At 51.0% G+C, this 20,778-nt stretch carries 11 protein-coding genes and 1 pseudogene; 11 read left to right on the plus strand and 1 reads right to left on the minus strand.

Going from position 1 to position 20,778, the window contains the following annotated elements:
- The first annotated feature begins 3 nt into the window (after positions 1–3).
- The 9 genes and pseudogenes from MAMMFC1_RS11490 to MAMMFC1_RS11525 all read left to right on the plus strand — a co-directional run bounded on the left by MAMMFC1_RS11490 (position 4) and on the right by MAMMFC1_RS11525 (position 11,021).
- Positions 4–2,166, plus strand: coding sequence for a peptidase domain-containing ABC transporter (locus MAMMFC1_RS11490; protein WP_126308642.1), 2,163 nt, complete (start codon positions 4–6; stop codon positions 2,164–2,166).
- Positions 2,167–2,180: 14 nt separating this feature from the next.
- Positions 2,181–3,785, plus strand: a complete 1,605-nt coding sequence (locus MAMMFC1_RS11495; RefSeq protein ID WP_126308643.1) for a tetratricopeptide repeat protein — start codon at positions 2,181–2,183, stop codon at positions 3,783–3,785.
- The gene (locus MAMMFC1_RS11500) at positions 3,755–4,327 is read left to right on the plus strand and encodes a class I SAM-dependent methyltransferase (protein WP_197723804.1); all 573 of its coding nucleotides are present in this window, start codon (positions 3,755–3,757) and stop codon (positions 4,325–4,327) included. The genes MAMMFC1_RS11495 and MAMMFC1_RS11500 overlap by 31 nt, the downstream gene beginning before the upstream one ends.
- Before the next feature lie 58 nt (positions 4,328–4,385).
- On the plus strand, positions 4,386–5,591 hold the full coding sequence (locus MAMMFC1_RS11505; protein ID WP_126308645.1) for a glycosyltransferase family 4 protein: 1,206 nt from the start codon (positions 4,386–4,388) through the stop codon (positions 5,589–5,591).
- A gap of 75 nt (positions 5,592–5,666) precedes the next feature.
- A pseudogene (locus MAMMFC1_RS22900) lies at positions 5,667–6,164 on the plus strand (hypothetical protein); the annotation flags it as partial.
- Positions 6,153–6,833 (plus strand): glycosyltransferase, encoded by a 681-nt coding sequence (locus MAMMFC1_RS22905; protein ID WP_408631245.1) that lies wholly within the window; start codon positions 6,153–6,155, stop codon positions 6,831–6,833. The pseudogene MAMMFC1_RS22900 and the gene MAMMFC1_RS22905, both read left to right, overlap by 12 nt.
- Before the next feature lie 22 nt (positions 6,834–6,855).
- A complete protein-coding gene (locus MAMMFC1_RS11515) occupies positions 6,856–8,082 on the plus strand; it encodes a glycosyltransferase (RefSeq protein WP_126308647.1) in 1,227 nt (408 codons plus the stop codon).
- An 18-nt stretch (positions 8,083–8,100) separates the two neighbouring features.
- The gene (locus MAMMFC1_RS11520) at positions 8,101–9,321 is read left to right on the plus strand and encodes a glycosyltransferase family 4 protein (RefSeq protein ID WP_126308648.1); all 1,221 of its coding nucleotides are present in this window, start codon (positions 8,101–8,103) and stop codon (positions 9,319–9,321) included.
- A gap of 20 nt (positions 9,322–9,341) precedes the next feature.
- Positions 9,342–11,021, plus strand: coding sequence for an O-linked N-acetylglucosamine transferase, SPINDLY family protein (locus MAMMFC1_RS11525; RefSeq protein ID WP_126308649.1), 1,680 nt, complete (start codon positions 9,342–9,344; stop codon positions 11,019–11,021).
- On the opposite strand, the gene MAMMFC1_RS11530 is transcribed toward MAMMFC1_RS11525, so the two are convergent.
- Positions 10,987–12,792 (minus strand): tetratricopeptide repeat protein, encoded by a 1,806-nt coding sequence (locus tag MAMMFC1_RS11530; protein WP_126308650.1) that lies wholly within the window; start codon positions 12,790–12,792, stop codon positions 10,987–10,989. The genes MAMMFC1_RS11525 and MAMMFC1_RS11530 overlap by 35 nt on opposite strands.
- A gap of 307 nt (positions 12,793–13,099) precedes the next feature.
- Here MAMMFC1_RS11530 and MAMMFC1_RS11535 point away from each other — a divergent pair, with 307 nt between their 5' ends.
- Positions 13,100–14,791, plus strand: a complete 1,692-nt coding sequence (locus MAMMFC1_RS11535) for a calcium-binding protein (RefSeq protein ID WP_126308651.1) — start codon at positions 13,100–13,102, stop codon at positions 14,789–14,791.
- A 421-nt stretch (positions 14,792–15,212) separates the two neighbouring features.
- Complete coding sequence (locus MAMMFC1_RS11540) at positions 15,213–20,756, plus strand: tetratricopeptide repeat protein (RefSeq protein WP_126308652.1); 5,544 nt, start codon at positions 15,213–15,215, stop codon at positions 20,754–20,756.
- Positions 20,757–20,778: the final 22 nt, after the last annotated feature.

The raw sequence follows: 20,778 nt of genomic DNA on the forward strand, positions 1-20,778 counted from the left end.
CAGATGACAGATACTTCGCAACAGCCCTTGGAGTCCGGGCAGAATCAGGCAAGGCGGGGCAAGCCGGATACCGGCCTGGCGTGCCTGGTGACGGCGGCCCGGATTTTAGGGATTCCCGCCGACCAGGAACAAATGCGCCGGGCTTATGTTACCGGCAGCGGCGGCATGGACACCCTTACCATGCTGCGGGCGGCTAAAGACCTAAGTTTAAAGGCCCGCCAGGCCAGACCGCCCCAGGACATTTTTTTCCGTCTGCCTTTTCCGGCCATTGTCCGCTTGAACAACGGCAATTACGCCGTTGTCGTCCGCACCGACGGCAGCAATGTGCTGGTGATTGACCCTTGCCGGCCTCAGCCCTTTGCCATTCCGGCCGAGAATTTCTTCCGGGTCTGGGAAGGGGAAATGATTTTTTTGACCCGCCGTTTTTCCCTGCCGGCAAAGGCGAAGAAATTCGGCATCAGCTGGTTTTTGCCGATTGTGATCCAGTACCGGAAATTTTTTATTCAAGTCCTGTTTTTGTCTTTTATTTTGCAGTTATTTGGCCTGGTCAGTCCTTTGTTCACCCAGATTATTATCGACAAGGTCCTGGTTCACCGGGGCCTGGGCACTCTGGACGTACTGGTGCTGGGGATGAGTGTTATGGCCGTGTTTCAGGCATGGATGACCGGCCTGCGCGCTTATTTGTTCACTCATACCACCAATAAAATCGACGTGGTGCTGAGCAGCCAGCTTTTCCGCCATATTATGGCCTTGCCGTTGAAATACTTCGAGACCTGGCAGGTGGGGGACGTGGTGTCCCGGGTCCGGGAGCTGGACCATATCCGCCAGTTTATTACCGGTTCCTCCCTGACCCTGGTGCTGGACATAATTTTTGCTGTCGTGTATGTGGCGGTGATGTTTACCTACAGCAGTTTGCTAAGCATAATTGCGCTATTGGCTTTACCAGTGTTTATTATTTTGAACCTGATCGTTTCTCCCCTGTTCCGCCGGTTGTTGAATGAACGCTTTTTAATCGGGGCGGAGAATCAGTCCTTCCTGATTGAGACAGTGACCGGGATGCAGACTGTCAAGGCGATGGCGGTGGAACCCCAATTGGTGCAAAAGTATGAACAAATCCTGGCCCGTTATGTCAAGGCTGTTTTTTCTTCTACCAATCTGGCCAATGTGGCCGGCAATATCGGCACCTTTATCCAGCAATTTTTTAATTTGGCGATTTTGTGGGTCGGCGCCCATACCGTGATGGACGGCAAAATGTCCGTGGGTCAGCTTATTGCTTTTCAGATGCTGGCCGGCCAGGTGACGGCGCCGGTTATGCGGCTGGTCAACATGTGGCAGTATTTTCAGCAGACCATGGTTTCCGTGGACCGGGTCGGCGATATCATGAATGAAACGGCGGAGCCGGCTTTTAATCCCAGCCGCACCACATTGCCGGCTATCCGGGGGGAGATTGTCCTGGACCGGGTAACTTTCCGCTACCGCCAGGATACCAGCGAAGTATTGCACCAGGTGAGCCTGCATATCAAGCCGGGCATGCGGGTGGGCATTGTGGGCCGCTCCGGGTCGGGCAAAAGCACGTTGACCAAACTGGTCCAGCGCTTGTATGTGCCGGAGTCCGGCCGGGTGCTGATTGACGGGGTCGACTTGTTTCAGGTGGAACCGGCCTGGCTGCGGCGGCAAATCGGGGTGGTGCTGCAGGAGAACTACCTGTTTAGCGGCAGTGTGGGGGACAACATTGCCCAGGCCGATCAGTCGGCATCGCCGGAAGCCATTATGCGGGCGGCGGAGATAGCCGGCGCCCGGGAGTTTATTGCCAGGCACCCGGCCGGGTACGACATGCCGGTGGGGGAGCGGGGCTCGTTGTTGTCCGGCGGTCAGCGGCAGCGGATCGCCATTGCCCGGGCCTTGCTGACCAATCCGAAAATCCTGATTTTTGACGAAGCCACCAGCGCCCTGGACTATGAATCAGAGCGGATTATTATGGAAAATCTGGACCGGATTGCCGAAGGCCGCACCATGGTTTTGATTGCCCACCGGCTTTCCACGGTGCGGAATTGTGACAAGATTGTGGTCCTGGAACGGGGCAAAATAGTGGAGCAGGGAACGCATGAGGAGCTTATGCAGCGGCAAGGCTACTATTACCGGATGTATCAGCAACAGGAACGGTAGAAAGGGTATTTTGTATGCAACGGCAAAACAAAGAAATCGAGTCCCTGTTTGAACAAGCGGCGGGAAATCACAGAAAAGGTCATCGGCAGCAGGCGGAACAGCAATACCGCGCTTTGCTGGCGGTTGAACCGGACCATGTGAATGCCTTAAACAATTTGGGCGCTATATATAAAGATCAGCAGCGTTACGGGGAAGCCGAGGACTGTTTTCAGCGGGCGGTTGCCATAGACAGCCGGTCAGCGCCGGCTTATTATAATTTGGGCACTATTTACCAAATGCGGCATGAATTTGCCGGTGCCATAAAACATCTGGCAATAGCCCATGAGCTTGCGCCGGATAAGTTTATGGTGGTATTTGCCCTGGCAAACGCATGCTGGGAAAACGACGATTCCGACAAAGCCGAAATGTACTATCGCCGGGCATTGGCGCTGGAGCCGCGGCGGGCGGATGTGCATAACAATCTGGGAGTTGTTCTCATTAAGAAGAATAATTATCCTGCGGCCGTTGCTTGTTTTCAGACAGCGATTTCCCTTCAACCGCAATATGCCGACGCCTACCGCAATTTGTCCGGGGTGTATTATAAAATGGGATTATATGAGCAAGCCCTGGAATGTTGCGGCAAGGCGCTGGCCATAAATCCCGAATTGGAGGAGACCCGCTTTTTTCAAGGCTGTATTTTGCTGGTGCAAGGTCAGCTTGAAGAAGGCTTTAAATTATATGAATCCCGGTTTTTCGGCGAAAAGAAAAATGCCGGTGACTGGGATGTCCGGTATTTTGGGTCGATTCCCCGCTGGCGCGGCGAATTCTTTTCCGGTAAAAAATTATTGGTGCGGTCGGAGCAAGGGTTTGGCGACTGCTTGCAATTTGCCCGTTATTTGCCCCAGGTAAAGGCCAGAGGCGGATATGTCGCCTTGGCGGCAGCCGGTGAACTGCTGCGGCTGTTTCATTCCCTGGAGGGGGTGGATGAGTTGGTTCTTCATGCCGAAGAAGACTTGCGCAGCCGGCGCTTTGATTTGGAGGTTCCGCTCATGAGTCTGCCTCTTATTTTTGGAACGACGTTGAATACAATACCGGCTGCTGTTCCTTATTTGCGGGTAGACGGAAATCTTATTGAAGCCTGGCGGCGGAAGATAACCGGAGATTTGCCGCGGGTAGGTCTGGTTTGGGCGGGAAGCGCCGAGAACAAACTGGCAATCCAGCGGACCTGCGGCTTGCAGGCGATGGCAAAACTGGCCGCTGTGAAAGGCGTATCCTATTACAGTTTGCAAAAGGGCGAAGCCGCCGGCGAATTGCAAAATCCGCCCGCCGGTTTGCAGGTGGCGGATCTGACGGCGGACATCGGGGATTTTGCCGATACCGGGGCCCTGATTGAGAATCTTGATTTAGTTATTTCGATTGATACCTCGGTGGTGCATTTAGCCGGGGCTCTGGGTAAACCGGCGTGGGTGCTGCTGCCCCATGACCACGAATGGCGCTGGCTTTTGAATCGGGATGACAGCCCCTGGTATCCCGGCATGCGGATTTTTCGCCAAAAAGCGGCAGGCGATTGGAATGACGTGATGGGGCTGGCGGCTCTGGAATTGCGAAAATGGGTGAAAGGCAGGATAAAAGCGGGATGAAAAAGTTTCTTCATGTGGGCTGTGGTCCGCATAATCCGAAAAGGACGGCGGATATTTTTCCGCCGGCGGAGTGGGAAGAAGTACGGCTGGATATTGACGCGAATGTAAAACCGGATATAGTCGGCGATATTACTGATATGGCGGCGGTAGCCGCGGCGGAATACGACGCCTTGTTTTCGTCCCACAATCTGGAGCACCTGTATGCTCATCAGGTGCCCCTTGCCCTGGCCGAGTTTTTCCGGGTTCTCAAAAGCGGCGGTTATGCAATTATTCGAGTACCCAATATCCAAGAGGTAGCCGAAGAAGTTGCCAAAGGAAATTTGGAGGGCTTGCTCTATACCGCGCCGGCGGGTCAGATTGCGGCGATTGACATATTATACGGGTTCCGCCCTTCCGTCGCCGCCGGTAATTATTTTATGGCTCATAAAACAGCGTTTACGCCTCAGACTCTGGGAATGAAACTGGTTTCAATCGGCTTTAAGGACGTGAAACTCCGCCGGGACAGCCCGTATGGCATGGAAGCGGTTGCTTACAAGGCTTAGGCCGGGCAGGGGAGTTTGCAGGCAGAATCACTTATTGTAAAGTAAAGGCAGGTTTATTATGCGGCTTCTTGTGATGCACCCTAATTTTCCGGCTCAATTTTTGTATTTGGCCCACTACCTTCGTCAAATGCCGGACAATCAGGTAGTATTTATCACTGCCAATGAAGAAAATAGTATGCAGAATGTCCATAAGGTCCTCTTCAAACCAGCCAGAGAACCTTCGCCGGATACCCATCATTATCTGACATCCATGGAAGAAGCCGTTCTTCAAGGCCAGGCGGTGGCCGACCTGGCTTTCCAGTTAAAAGCCCAGGGCTTCCGGCCTGATGTCATTATCGGCCATTCCGGGTGGGGATGCACCATGTATATGAAGGATGTATTTCCGGATGTGCCTCTGGTTTGCTATTTTGAGTGGTTTTACCGGGCCCATGGCTCAGACTGCGATTTTGGCGGCGCAGTGGTGACCGCCGAAGCGGAGACGCGGATCCGGATGAAAAATGCGCCGATTTTGATCGATTTATATAGCTGCGACCGGGGCATCAGCCCGACCTATTGGCAGCATAGTCAGTTCCCCGCTGAGTATGCAACGAAAATTAAAGTCATTCATGACGGCGTGGATACCGGGTTTTGCCGGCCGCAGCCCGGCGCCAAACTGGTGCTGCCGGACAAAAACCTGGATTTGTCCCAGGTGGATGAAATTGTGACTTATGTGGGACGCGGCTTTGAGCCCTACCGGGGTTTCCCCCAGTTTATGGCGGCCATTCGTATTTTGTTAAAGCGCCGGCCCCATTGTCATGTGGTAATTGTTGGCGAAGACCGGGTATGTTACGGTTCTAAATTGAAAGATGGCAAAACATATAAAGAAGCCATGCTGGAAGAGCTTCCCGATCTTGACACAGCCAGAGTGCACTTTACCGGATACCTGCCCAAGGATCAGTATATGCAAGTGCTGCAGGCATCCAAAGTCCATGTATATCTAACCATGCCGTTTGTACTGTCCTGGTCCATGCTGGAAGCGATGGCTTGCGGCTGTTGCATAGTGGCCTCCAATACCCAGCCGGTAATGGAAGTCATTAATGACGGCGTCAACGGCCTGTTGGCTGATTTTTTCTCACCGGGGCAAATTGCCGGCCGGATTGAGGAGGCGCTTTCTCACCGCCGCTGGCGGGAGGGAATTGGCAGCCGGGCCCGGGAGACCATTCTCGACCGCTATGATGTCCGCAGGACGCTGCCGCGTTATTTGGAATGGCTGTTTAATAAATAAGACAGGTGAAGCACTATGAATATTTTGTTTTTACATCCCAACTTTCCGGCTCAGTTTCTTAACCTGGCTTCAACAATGGGGGCTGACCCGCAGCATAACGTGGTGTTTATAACAGCCAGAGAAAAGGATGAAATTCCGGGAGTGCGAAAAGTATTGTTCGGCCCTTCCCGGCCCTGCAGCAAGAATACGCATTATTATATTCATTCCCTCGAGAGCGCCGTACTGCAAGGCCAGTCGGTATACCGGACCGCCGCCGGGTTAAAAGAGGAAGGCTTTGCGCCTGATGTCATTTTCGGTCACTCCGGCTGGGGTTCGACGCTGTTTATGAAAGACTTGTTTCCCCGGGCGGCTTTAGTTGGTTATTTTGAATGGTTTAACCGGGCTTTTGGCTCAGACAGGGATTTCCATCCCCATGAACAGCCTGACGCCAATGAGCAGCTTCGGTTGCGCACAGGGAATGCGCCGTTTTTATTCGACCTTTACGCCTGTGACGCCGGTGTGACGCCGACGCACTGGCAGCATAGCCAATTCCCGCCGGAATACCGGGAGAAGATTCGGGTTATGCACGATGGGATACGGACCGCTTCCTACATCCCCAAGCCGGACGCCAAACTGGTGTTGCCGGAAATCGGGCTGGATTTGTCGGCAGCGAAGGAGATCGTCACCTATGTGGGCCGGGGTATGGAGCCTTACCGCGGTTTTCCGCAGTTTATGGAAGCCATGGACTTGTTGTTGCGGCGGCGGCCCCGGACTCATGTGGTCATAGTGGGCGCCGACCGCATGGCTTATGGCGGCAAGAAGGCGCCTGACGGCAAGACATACAAGGAATGGATGCTGGAGAAGCTGGCTTTGGATTTATCGCGGGTGCATTTTACCGGCCTTTTGCCCCGTTATCAATATTTGCAGGTGCTGCAGGCTTCTTCCGTGCATGTGTATTTGACCTATCCCTTTGTGCTGTCCTGGTCGATGCTGGAGGCCATGTCGGCGGGGTGCCTTTTGGTTGCTTCCGATACGCCGCCTGTGCGGGAAGTCATTGAGGACGGACAAAACGGGCTGCTGGTGGATTTTTTCTCGCCGGGACAGATTGCCGACAAGGTCGGGGAGGCGCTGGACCATCCGCAAGACATGAAAAAAATCCGGGCCCGCGCCCGGGAAACAATTGTGGAACGGTATGATTTCAATAAGCTTTTACCCCGGCAGCTGGCGTTTCTGCAGCAAATGGCTGAGAGTGAATATCGGTAAATAGGTAAAAAGGAAAAAGACGATGCGCATATTGTTGATTCATCCCGCTTGTACGGTACAGTTAGCCGACTTTTGTGATTTTTTACGAAAAACTTATTTGCATGAAATTGTTCTTTTGACTGGCAGGCAAGGACTGCAACTGCCGGGCGTGCGGGTTGTAACCTATAGACCTTCGCGGCAGCCTTCACCCCAGGGACATCCCTATGTAACGCCGGCGGAAGATGCGGTATTGCAGGGGCAGGCGGCTTATCGGGCGGCGGCTGGGGAGTTGAAATCCCAGGGCTTTATTCCGGATGTTATTTACGGCTATGCCGGTTGGGGACCGACGCTGTATATGAAGGACTTGTTTCCCGGCATACCTTTAATATGCAATTTTGAGTGGTTTACTCATACGGATAATCTTGCTTTCTTTTTTCCCGGTCAAGACCCGACAATTGATAAAGCCTGCCGGATTCGCACCCAGAACGCCCGTATCGTCATTGATTTGTATAGTTGTGATTTGGGCATTACTCCCACTTATTATCAAAAAAGCAAATTTCCGCCCGAGTATGCTGAAAAAATAAAAGTCTTGCATGACGGGGTGAATACTCAGCTGTATCGGCCCAAACGCGGCTATAAACTGGTATTGCCTGAAGGAAAACTGGACTGTTCCCAGGTTGCCGAATTGGTTACCTATGTAGTCAATGGGCAGGAACATTATTCCGGGTACCGGCAGTTTATGGAAGCCGCGTCGATTATACAGCGGCGGCCTAAGTGCCATATTTTGGTCTGCGGCGCCGGGGTGCGCAATCTGGAACGGAAGATGGCTGACGGCAAGACATATAAGCAGCATATCATCGATTCCTGTTCTTTGGATATAAACAGAATTCATTTTCTTGACGATCTGCCGGCGCCATGGTACAGTCAAATTTTCCAGGCTTCCACTGTGCATGTGTATTTAACGGAGCCGTTTTTTTTGTCTTTCTCCCTGCTGGAGGCTATGTCCTGCGGCTGCGCCCTGGTGGCTTCCAATACGCCGCCGGTGAAGGAAATGCTGTTGGATGGCGTGAATGGACTGCTGGCCGATATGCAATCACCGCAAGATATTGCCAACAAAATAGAAGAATTGCTTGATCATCCCGGGCGCCGGGAAGTGCTGGCCGTGCGGGCCCGGGAATGTATTCTGGAAAGGTACGATACGGCCCGGGTGTTTCCCGAAAAACTAAAACTATTCACTGATAGTCAAATATTCAAAAAAACGGGACCGTGACGACAGGAGCGTAGAGACATGAAACTTCTATTCTTGCACCGCAATTTTCCCGGCCAATTCCGTTATATGGCGTCCTATTACGCCGGCAACTCCGGGAATACGGTGGTATTTCTGGCTACCGCGGTTCATGAAGACATACCCGGCGTTCATAAGGTAATATACAGGCCGGAAGGGTCGTCCCGCCCGACGACCCATATATACTTGCGGGGATTTGAGGACGCTGTATTGTACGGCCAGTCGGCATGCCGCGCCGCCATCCAATTGCGGGAACAGGGTTTTATTCCCGATTTGATTATAGGCCATTCCGGCTGGGGGCCTACGCTGTATGTGCAGGATGTATATCCTGATGTTCCGCTGCTTTGCTATTTTGAATGGTTTTACCGTTCTCACGGCTCTACTCATGGTTTTGATCCGGCGACACCGGTATCGGAGGATAACAAAGCGGAGATCAGAACAAAAAATATGGCCATTATGCTGGATTTGTGCCATTCAACGCTGGGGTTAAGCCCGACCCGGTGGCAAAAACAACAATTTCCGCCGGAATTTCACAATAAGATACAAGTTATTCATGATGGGGTAAATACCGCTTTATTTTGCCCGGCCCCAGAGGCTAAGCTGGTCATACCGCGTATTGGCCTGGATTTATCCGAAGCGGAAGAAATAGTCACCTATGTTGCAACCGGCATGGAACCCATGCGGGGTTTTCCGCAGTTTATGGAAGCCGTTTCTTTGCTGCAAAAAAGGCGTCCCCGCTGTCATGTTGTTGTAGTTGGTGAAGACAGGGTTGAGTATTCCAATCCGTTAGCTAATGGAAAGACATATAAACAGTGGATGCTGGAACAGTATGAGTATGACCTGACGCGCATCCATTTTACAGGCAGGCTGAATCTGCTTGAGTATCGCGAGGTGATACAGGCGTCCACAGTCCACGTTTATTTGACGTATCCGTATATTTTATCCTGGTCCCTGCTGGAGGCAATGGCTTGCGGGTGTTTAGTCATCGGTTCCAATACGCCGCCGGTTGCGGAAGTAATCGAAGACGGGGGCAATGGCTTGCTGGTGGATTTTTTTTCTCCCCGTGAGCTTGCCGATAAGATCGACGGGGCGTTAAATGATCCGGGCGCCTGCCAGCTGATTCGCCGGAATGCCCGTAATACAATTTTGGAAAAGTACAGTTTGGATGTACTTTTTCCCAAACAGAGGGAATTGGTTCAGGCTCTTGTTGACCGGCGGGCGTGAGATAGGCAGGGAATGGTGAAATGGCAGTGAAAAACAAAGTTCATGCTATGTTTGAAAAAGCAAACCGGTATGTGAGGGAGCAGAGATATACAGAAGCGTTAGCTCTGTATCAGGCCATTTTACAACTTGACTCCTGTCATCAGGACTCTTTATACAACGCCGGGCAGGCATGCAGCAAGCTGGGCGACTTTGCCGGGGCCGCAGCTATGTTGGAAAGGTTTTTAGCTATAAGCCCGGAAGACGCGCCGGCGCGCATCTGTTTAGGACAGTCGCTGGCGCGCCTGGGCAATGTGGCTGCCGCGCAGTTGCAATATGAAGAAGCTTTGCGTATTGATTCTGAATATAATTATGCCTATGAGGCGTTCATAGCTTTAGCGGATGAATATAATAACCGTATGGATTTTCCGGCCGCCCAACGCTGCAATGACATGATTATTCAGCGCCAACTGGATGTGCGGTACTGGCAGCCTAGATTACTCTCTATGCACTATAACCCGGCAATCAGTCCGGATTATCTATTTAGAGAGCATTTGCGCTGGGCCCGAACCGTTGAGGAAGCTGTCTTGCCTGCGACTCATTCCCTAATGGGACGCAAACAACATACCAAGCTGAGAATTGGCTATGTATCGGCTGATTTTTGCGCCCATCCGGTAGCTTGTTTTATTGCTGCGGTATGGAAGAATCATAATAAGCGGGAGTATCAGATTTACGGTTACTCCAATGCGAAACAGCCGGACCAAATTACTGAGGCGCTGAAATCCCATGTGGATATATGGCGGGATTTTAGGGGCTTGCCGGATAATGATCTATTTTCTATGATTGTTGAGGATGAAATAGATATTTTGGTTGATTTGGCGGGTCATACGGAGGATAACCGGCTTTGTGTGTTTGCCCGGAAACCGGCGCCGGTGCAGGTCACTTGGTTAGGTTATCCCAATACTACAGGACTGTCGCGAATGGATTACCGGATTACCGATGGGGTTGCCGACCCGGTGGGTATAACCGATCGGTACTATACGGAAGAACTGTTTCGCTTGCCTGGTCCCTTTCTTTGCTATTCGCCTATTAATGATGCGCCGCTGGCGGAGCCGCCGGTTGGTCGTAATGACTATATTACTTTTGGCAGTTTTAACAAGTTAAAAAAAATTACGCCTGCAGCGATTGCCTTGTGGGCGAAAGTGCTGCAGGCGACGCCTGGTTCCCGGTTGTTGATGAAAAGTATTTATTTGGATGAAGCGGATGTTCGGCGGCGGATTTCCGCTATTTTTACGGAATACGGGGTTGAAGCGGAGCGGGTGATTTTTATGGAATATCTTGTTTCCCATGCCCGGCACTTGGCGATGTTCAATGAAGTCGATATTGTGTTGGACCCATTGCGCTACAGCGGAACGACTTCTACTTGTGAGGCTTTATGGATGGGGGTTCCGGTAGTTACGCTGGCCGGGGAAATGCATGTATCCCGGGTCTCTTCCAGTTTGCTGGTTCACGCGGGACTGGGGGGGCTGATAGCGGCGACTGACGAACAATATGTACGTATTGCCAGAGATTTGGCCCGGAATGCGCCATTGTTACAGCAGCTAAAGCGCACTTTGCGGGATAGGCTGCGAGCGTCGCCGGTAATGGACGGGGCGCGGTTTACCGCCCAATTGGAAAATGCCTACCGGCTCATGTGGACGCGGTGGCTGGCCGGGAATGGCTAGTTGCCATGCTCTGCAAAGCCGCTGTCACTTCATGCAGGACGGCGGGCCAGTCTTGGGGCTTAGGCTGCCGGAACAGCCGCATGGTCGGGTACCAGGGGCTGTTGTTGCCGGCAGCCAGCCACCGCCACTCGCTGGCAAAAGGCAGCAGGTTCCAGACCGGTTTGCCCATGGCGCCGGCCAGGTGAGCTACCGCCGTATCGACAGATATGACTAAGTCCAGGTTGTCGACCAAGGCGGCAGTGTCGGCAAAGTCTTTGATTCTCCGGGTCAGGTCGATGACGGCCAGACCGTCAGGGGGATTTTTTAATTCCTTGGCGGCTCCGCCAACTTGCAGACTGTAAAAATCCACTGCCGCCGCCACTGCGGCCAGGGGCTTCAGGGCGGCAAGACCGCAGGTGCGGATGAGACCTTCGACATGATTGGGATTGCCGGCCCACACCAATCCTACTTTTAGTTTGCCGTTGGCAATCATATTTTTTGCCCATTTGCGGCTGAGGGCGGGATTTGCCTGGATATAGGGAACTTTGGCCGGAATGGTGGCAAGGGTGGAACCAAAGACGGCCGGCAGGCTCATCTGCGGAATTGCCAGGTCGTAGTTCAGATTGGTTATGGGTTCTTCCGCGTGTTCCACCAGCTGGTCGATGCCCGGGAAATTTTTCAAAAGACGCAATAGAGCTTGTTTGGTAGAAAAAATGACGATTCCGCCCCGGGCTTTTACCAGGGGAAGATAGCGGACAAACTGGAGGGTGTCGCCCAGCCCCTGTTCATGGTGGACCAGGAGCCGCTTGCCGGAAAACAGTTCCCCCTGCCAGCGGGGTTTATGGCAGCACCATTCGAACAGGGGACGGTGTTCGGTGACTTTTGTCCGCCATTCATATTCCTTAAAGCCCAGTTCAAGGTTGCCGCTCTGGAGAATAGCCTGAGCCCGGTTGCCGCATATTTCGGGGCTCGGCTCTATGGCTAATGCCTGGTTGTAGGCGCCAATCGCCGCCAGCGGTTTTTTTAGAGCTTGCAGGCAAACACCCCAGTTGATATAGGCGGCTTTCATCCGGGAATTTAATTCAATCGTTTTTTGATAGGTGGTGCAGGCTTCTTCGTAGTTTTCCTGCCGGCGGAGTTCTTCGCCGAGATGATAGAAGACAGCGGCATTGTCCGGTTGCCGGGCGGCTGCTTTACGCAGGCAGCGGACCGCTTCATCCGGCCGGCCTGACTCCTTATATGTTTGGCATAAGGACAACAAAGCCTCCACATAGGCGGGATTGATGTCCAGGGCCGCTTGGAAGCAATTGGCGGCCTCAGCCAATTGCTTCCGGTGCAGCAGGGCCGTGCCCAGGTTATAGTTGGCAATGGGGTCTGCCGGCGCCCGTTCGACAGCCTGGCGAAAACATGCTTCCGCCTTCCGGTGATTATTCAATTTATGTAGTACATGGCCTAAATTTATATAGGCTTCGATAAAATCCTCTTTAAGTTCCAGGGTTTTGCGCAGCAAGGGCTCCGCCGCGGAATATTTTTCCTGCTTCATCAGGGTAGTGGCCAGGTTGTAATATATTTCCGGCGTGGCAGGCTGCAAGGCAAGCAGTTTTTCAAATGATTTTACGGATTTATTTAAGTCGCCGGTTTGTCCGGCAATAATGCCCAGCAGAAATAAAGCCTGACAATTATTAGGGGACTTGTGAATGACTTTGGTTACTAATTGTTCGGCTTTCGCTGTCTGGCCCCTATTGAGACAATCTTTTGCCTGCTGTAAGGTGTTTTGAAACGAACGTTGCATTTTTTCTCCTTGGCTTGCAGATATTTGTATTTATAATACTAAAATACTATTATTTTATCACAAAATGCTTGGAAAGAAAATATGGGGAAAATGTATGTTATTGGCTAGCGTGCTAAACCATGGTTAAGGTGGCTGAGCAACCTGTGCTGCAAGCTGCAAGACCCTGACCTCGGCGATCCACTGATTGACATTTATCGGAAAAATCCGTAATATATAGTTGTATATAATTGTATATAGCTTTATATAGTTGGGTTTATTATTGCCCCATTTTTGGAAGAAAGAAAAAAGTTTAAGTGAGGTTGGAAGCATGTCGCTGCAACAAGGCAACACTGTGTACGGAGGAGACTCCGGGGAAGAGATTAATTTGTATGAGCCTGGTTATGAGAATGTTACCAATGTGTATGGCGGACAAGGCGGCGATGTCCTGCGGGGCAACCGTCTGAACAATATGCTTTCCGGCGGGGCCGGCGATGATCAGTTGTGGGGCGGTTCCGGCAGCGATGTCTTGCAGGGCGGCAATGGCAACGATGCCTATTGGTGGGGCCGGGGCGACGGCGCCGATACGGTGGCGGTTGACGCCGCCAATGGGGAAGATATGTTGGTTCTATATAATGTTAACGTAGGAGAACATTCATCTTACCGGGCCGGGAATGATTTGTACCTGTCCCTGGGGAATGGCGACACAGTGGATTTGCAAGGGTGGTATGCCGCTTCCGCCCGGCAAAGAGTGCAAAGTTTTGTCTTTTCTGATGGTTGCGCCTATGCTTGGAATAATGACGCCGGAGCGGAAGTCAACTTGTACGACAGTATATATGAAGCCAACGGCATCAGCCGTTTAAAAGGCGTGGACGGCGGCGCCAGCACGCTGCGGGGCGGGTCCCGCAACGATGATATTTCCGGCGGTGCCGGCGATGACCAGTTGTGGGGCGGTGCCGGCGGCGCTGATACTTTGGCCGGCGGCGACGGCTGGGATACATATTGGTATGGCGCCGGCGACGGACAGGATCTGATCGCCGACGGATCAGGCAATAGCGGCGACACCATCCGGTTCTACAATATTCAAAACAGTGACGGGCTGGCTTTGACCCAGTCAGGCAGCGACCTGGTGTTAAGTTTTTCCGGCGGAAACAGCATTACGCTGCAAAACTGGTATTCTTCGGCTGCTAACCGGGTGAACCGCTTTATTTTTGCTGATGGTTCGGTAAAACAAATTGTTAATAATTCCTGGCAGACTATTGGCGATGATTCCGGGGGGTTTCAGATTGAGGTTGATTATTCCCGTTATGACCAAGACGGTTTTTTCGCCGGCCATCCGGAGCGGCAGGCGGTAGTCGAGGAAGCTTGCCGGATATGGGAGTCCCTGATTAATGATGAGTTTGAAAATGTAAGAACCGGTACAGTGATTCAGGTTGTCAATCCCAATACGTTGACGACGGATACCATCTATCTGGACCAGGAAATTGACGATTTCAAGTTTTATGCCGGGTCTTCTTCCATGGGGGGTTCCACTCTGGGCGTATCTGCGGCTCTGAGTGTTTCCAACCTGGGAAATTCGCGGCTGGACAATAGGTATAACGGATATGACGACATTGAGCCGTGGGTGGGATCTATCTCAATAAATACGGACAACGCGAATCTGTTGTATTTTGATCCTACGCCCAATGATCCATATGATGACACGGTTCCGGAGGATAAGTATGATTTTTTGCATATTGTGCTGCATGAATTAGGCCATGCCCTGGGTTTCGGGCCGCAAAAAGCCGGATCCCAGTATGTGACATACAGTAACGGCCAGCCGTATTTCAACGGGCCTCATGCCGTCGCCGTATACGGCGGTGCGGTTCCATTAAATTTTGACAGCGGGTCTCATATCGCTTCCTCGTCCCGGACCACTTCCCTAATGGAGCCTACCTTGTATTCCGGTACAAGGGTATTGCCATCAGCATTAGATAAAGCTATTTTCGCCGATATTGGCTATAATATCACTGGCGTCAGCTGATTGACGAAGATCTGGTAGGAATTTGAATTTGCGCATAGAATACTTTTTGGGTCCAAACCCTGCGGGACTATGGGTATGTGGAGCATATGGGCATGGGGGTCCGGAATAAAATTATTCAGGGCATGCTGGCGCACAACGGCAAGGGACCGGAATTTACAGCCGACGAGGACCGGTTGACAGTAAAATTATTTAGGTGACGGCAGTGTTTTAATCGGCGCTTCCCTGCCTAATTCCTCGCGGATTTTTTCGGCTATCCAAGACCTGACCATGGTTTGATACGGGAGGCCTTTTTTTTTGGGCGATGGTCTTCAAGTCATTGATTTGGTTGTCGCGCAAACGGATTACGATTGTATCGAAGCTGCAGAGGTACAGTCTTTGCTAAATGGATGATAAATAATGGACGGAAAAAGGGGAGCAGAGCATGGACTTTTCTGAAAATATTGAGGTTGACTTTGAGGATGAGGACGAGGATAGAAAGCTAAATAGTTTCTCTAATCGAGTGGTGCCTATACGGATTTTTATCGAAGCGCTACACAAGGATGACTATTCGGGAAAAACTATTTATTTTCACGGAAATGGCGGTAATGGTAAATCTCTTCTGCTAGCTTATCTGCACAAAAATTTCTGTAAACGGGTGGATAATGCCACATGGATAATCATAAAGGACCTTGACGACGAGGCGCTAAGAGACAGGCTGCTGACAACACCTGTAACGGCACTCACAGGTTCTGGTCTGTTAAGCCGTCAGTTTCCGGCGTGGAAGCTGTTGGACTCAAATAAAACAAAGTGCGAGTCCGTACCGTCGGTGCTGATTGATTTCGGCGAACTCACCAACGAAGTTCAGCCGCAAAATCCCTTTTCTGCCACTTGTTATATGCGTAAGATGTTGGCCGGAAAAAATTTAAGGTTTGTATTGTTCGACTATGCGTATGTGCTGTATTTGACGCGGATCGGCAAATTAAATGAAGGATTGGTCAAAAGCGTCATTTGTGACGGCGCCATCGACGAGATTCTGGAGTTTGCCAAGGCGTCGTCGGAGCTGCTCCCCGGCTCAAGTATAGTACTGAAGCTGCTGCAACGGGCCATTAGCGACAAGATGTTTCTATATTTTAAGCAAAGAAAGGTCGATGAGCAGTTCCTCACTCAACTGCGCAACATCAAGTCGAACAGCGAATTAGAGAAGCGGATGCCCTACCTGTTTGCTCTTGACCTGGTGGCTTCTATGCGTTCAGCAGACTCGCCGCCTCGCCTAGTGCTGTTTTTTGACACTCACGAAAAGCTCTGGCTGACCCAAAGAGATCTTTCACCTGTCGAGTATTTCAGAAAAGATGCATGGCTGCGCATCATGCTCAATGTCCTGCAGACCAGCGGTCGTATCGTGACGGTGGTGGCAGGGCGAGAGCCCCCCAGGTGGAGCGAGGCCCATAAGAACGCTATCCCGGCTGATCGGATTATTGCTCATCCGGTCGGGCTGATTCCCTTAGCTGACGCCCGAGAGAGTCTGGAGAAAAGAGGTATATATGATGTTGCTCTTCGGGAGGCAATTGTTCGCTATACAGAAGTCGAGCAGGGTGAGGTTCACCCCATGTATCTCGGCATTTGTGCCGATGCAGTGCATGCCAGGCTCGAAAAGGGCATAGCGATTTCGCCCGACGATTTCAAGACGGTCGTTTCGCCGGAGAAGCTGGGGGAAGAAGTACTGCTGCGTCTGTTGAGCGATGTTGCCGGCACACTGCAACCCGCCATTATCGCCCTGAGTGTCTGCCGCAGTTTCAATTACGCTATCTTTCGCGAACTGGCCCAGAAGAGCCTGGGGTCAAGCGGCGACCGGCCAGTGTTTGAGCAGGTGCTGACCAAGTATTCGTTTGTCAAGAAGCTGTCAGGCGGGTACTACCAGATTCACCAACTGGTAAGAAAGCTGATCGAAGAGGTCACGGAACATGACGGAGAAATCAGGGCTAATCGGGAGGTGTTAGAACATTACTTTCTGGCGCTTGCTCAGAACGGTGACGAAGTAGCCTGCGTGGAGGCGATTTACTATGCCAACCAGTTAGACCCCGGACGCGGGGTAGATGAATGGTTGGTAACTTTTCGTGACCGACTGGAGCGGTGCCAATGGGAATTATGCGGAAAGCTCAGCGAATTGAGCCAGGAATTAACTTTTGTCACCTCGACCGGATTGGCCGAGGCAATGCAACTGATGGGCCAGTATTATCAACGTATATCATTCTATACCGATGCTAAAATCAAATATTTGAGCGCACTTAGCCATATTGATGCACAGTCGGATGGGGACCAGATTGATGCCGGTTTGTTAGCACAACGCTGTGCTATTCTCAATAATATGGTAGATATGCTGTCTTATTTGAGTGAACATAAACAGGCCGCAGAATACTTTCAGATGGCGCTGTCGGCCTACCAGGAAGCGTTGCAAAGGCTTGGCAGTGAAGCGGAGTTCTATAGTGGTAAAGGCGAAGTGCTATGCATTTATGGTTATGCCCAGGAGCGCCTATCGGACATGGTTGCGGCTGAAAAAATGTATATTGCGGCTGTCGAGGCCTGCGATCAGGCTCTTTTGCTTGACCAGACATGTGTGGACGGCCATAAGAACAAGGCACGGGCGCTGCGGCGGCTGAGCGAGTTCCAAGGGAATAATGGCCGCGGTGATGAAGCCGCAGAGGCGATTTCATCAGCGTTGAATTGTGTAGAAGAAGCCTTGCGATTGCAGCCGGACAAAGCTGATTTATATAGATTGAAGGGGATGGTGCTGGCTGCCATTGGGAATCACTATCAAGCTGCAGGGAAAATCGCCAAGGCTAAAGCCGCTTATGAGGAGGCCGGGAAATGGATTGATCAGTCACTTGCCATCGCCCCAAAAAACGAACAGGCCATTTTTGAGAAAGGGATTATTTTCTGCAATATTGCCGAACTGTTAACCGAAGGGCAGACAAAAAAAGAGGCGGAGTTATTCTTGAATCAAGGGATTGATTGCTACCGGGATGCATTGATCATCGCACCTCAAAGCGCTTGGGTTCACTGCCAACAAGCCACGGCATTACAGCGTATCGCCAATTTGCGGGCTTTGGAAAAAAGGCTGGCAGAAGCCATGGTCTTTTACCAGTCGGCTGTCCAAAGCATTGACAATGCTCTGAAGATAGCGCCAAACGAAGCCTGGCTGTGGAATATAAAGGGAACATGCCTGCGAGATCTGGGGATGGTTCAGAATGAGGGCGGAGATGGGGAAATGGCTCTGGAAAGTTTTCAAGAAGCCTACCGCTGTTGTGACAAGGCAGTCAATCTAACTCCTCAATTTGCATCTGCCCATATTAATAAAGGTGACAGCCTGCATCTTTTGAGTAAGCTGGGTTCAGGTCCATTAGCATTGGAACAGCTGCTGCAGGCGGTGGCAAGCTATGGTCAAGCCTCCCAAATTGATCCGAAAAATTTCTATGCTTATTTCAGTGCAGGGATATCGCTGCTGGATTTTGCTGAATTACAGAACGTTTTTTCTGAGACTGCGCTGGATAGTGTAGTGCAGTCGGCGGAATGTTTCGACAAAGCACTGTGGCTCAATCCTAATGATATTGAGGCCAATTTATATAAAGGGTGGGCTTTGCTGGAATGCGGGCGTATTCTGAAAGCTGTGGGGCGTTCCGGCGAGGCGGAAATAGCCTATAGTGGAGCCATTGACAGCTATGGGATAGTGTTGCGGCTAAATCCGGGCAATGAAAGTGCGAATAGAAATATCCAGTGGATTTTCGAGCAGATTAAGGGGACTGTGCTGGCGGAAAAACTGGCGGCTAAGGCGGCGCGTGACGCCTTGGCACAGATCTACCTAATAGATGAGCAGCACTTCCGCAAGCCACTGGACTTAGGTCTGGCACCGGTGGATGAGGAACAAGCGCAGCGGTTCTTGGCGGACATTTGCGCAACAGAGTCGCCAGAACTGTCTGCGGTACTGGCAACGGTTCTGCCATTTAGCGAAGAGTATCGGCTTTATCAGTACACTGACAGGTCGACCGGGTCGGCTGCCGTGTATTACTACCTGTATAAACCTGGGGATGCTCGCTTGCTTAATTGGACATTCGCACCCCTGCAGGAAATGATCGCTAATGGCGCATTGGTTTTGAAGCAAGAAACAATAATTCCATATGTACGGTTTTTCGCTTATTTCGTGCGGGTAGAGTTTGGCAACTTCATTTTTGTCGAAAGTTCTGAAGATATTGTCTGGCGTCCGGAAGCTTCGGAGCAAGACCGTTTCAAGATTAACCAACACCTTAGGCCGCTGGCCTTTATCGAGGAAGATGATGAAGCCTTCTGGCTTAACGGGATGATGCTTATGAAGGATGTTTTGGTAAATGTTGATATCGTTATTCCCAAAAAGCCAATATCTATCAAAAATGGCATTAATGGACAAATGGTAGATATCCCCAACGGTTTTGTCGTACCGGTTAATGAAAAATACATTTATAGAGATATGAAGGTTGCACTGCCTCCAGGATCTGAAAAGTTTTTTGAAACAATAACCAAGAACTTGCGTGCTAATGTGGCATCCCACGACTTGAACGACGAGCAACGTTATCGAATACCATTGAATCTCGGCTTGAAGTCGGTGAGCGAAAAGGAAGCGGGACAGTTTCTCGAGGATATTTATGCTCCGGAGTCGCCAGAACAGTCAGAGATAAAGGTGGCGAAGTTACCGTTTTACGAGGAGTACCGTCTGTACCAGTACACCGACAAGACGGTCGAACCGGCCGCCGTGTACTACTATCTATATAAACCCGGGGATGCTCGGTTACTTAACTGGACCAATGCTCCTATCTATCTTCTGAATGAGGACGGAGCGTTCAAACTGACGATAGAAACCGTAATCGACTACGCCAAGTTTTTCTTTTACTTTGTCCGGGGGGATCTTGGCATGTTCATAATCGTTGAGAAGCCGCAGGATCTAGTGTGGTTGCCGGAGGCAATGGAGGAAGAGAAAGCAGCGGTGGAAAACCTATTGATGCCGGTGACCTATAAGGGGATTGATGAAAAAAATCGCTACGTGTTGAGTTGTACCATCATCTTCAAAGATGCTTTATTTAGGTCTGACATTATCATAGCGCGTGAGGACATCAAGCTGATTGACCCCGATACCAATGAAGAAATAGAAATGAAAAAAGGGGAATTGTTGCTTGCCAACGAGGAATTGTTGTGTGAAGAGCAACAGGTGCCTCTCCAGCCGCCGCCGGACTCGGTTAAAGCGCGGAAACTGGCCGCTAATAAAGCCAGAGAGGATGTTTGTCACGGTTCTGAGGCGGAGAAGTATTACAGAACGCAAGTTGATTTCGGACTAGCGCCAGTGAGTGAACAGGAAGCCAAACGATTTTTAGAGGATATTTACGCCCCGGACTTGTCGAACATATCTGTGGTGCAGGCGGCAGCACTGCCGTTTTTCCGTCGTCGCAAGCTTTACCAATACATTGATAAAACCTTTGAACCAGCGTATGTCTATTATTATCTGTACAAACCAGGAGATGCGCGGCTGATGAATTGGACGACAGAATCTATCAAGGGACTTGTGACTGAGGAATTTAAACTAGAGCCGAGTACGGTTATACCTTATGTGCGGTTCTACAATTTCTTTGTGCGCGGCCAGAATAACCAGTTCATTATTGTTGAAAAACCTGAGGACATCGTTTGGCAGTCGGAGGCGACTGAGGAGGATCAGGTGGAACTAAACAGGCATTTGATTCCCTTGGCTTATCTTGGGATGGACGATAAGTATTATTTGCTGAAAGGTACCGGATTAATAAAGGACATGCTATTTCGTCTGGAGCTGCGAATTCCTTCTGAAAACATGACCATAATTAATCCGGATACGGATTTGCCGATGGAACTGGAGCCGGGGATAGTTATTTTTGCCAATGAGCAGCTAGTCGCCAAGGATCTTAAGGTTGCGATGCATGATTTTCTCCGATAATATTCTTCTGGAGCAGGTAGTC

The sequence above is a fragment of the Methylomusa anaerophila genome, assembly GCF_003966895.1.
In the GTDB taxonomy this organism is placed as follows: Bacteria; Bacillota; Negativicutes; order Sporomusales; family Sporomusaceae; genus Methylomusa; species Methylomusa anaerophila.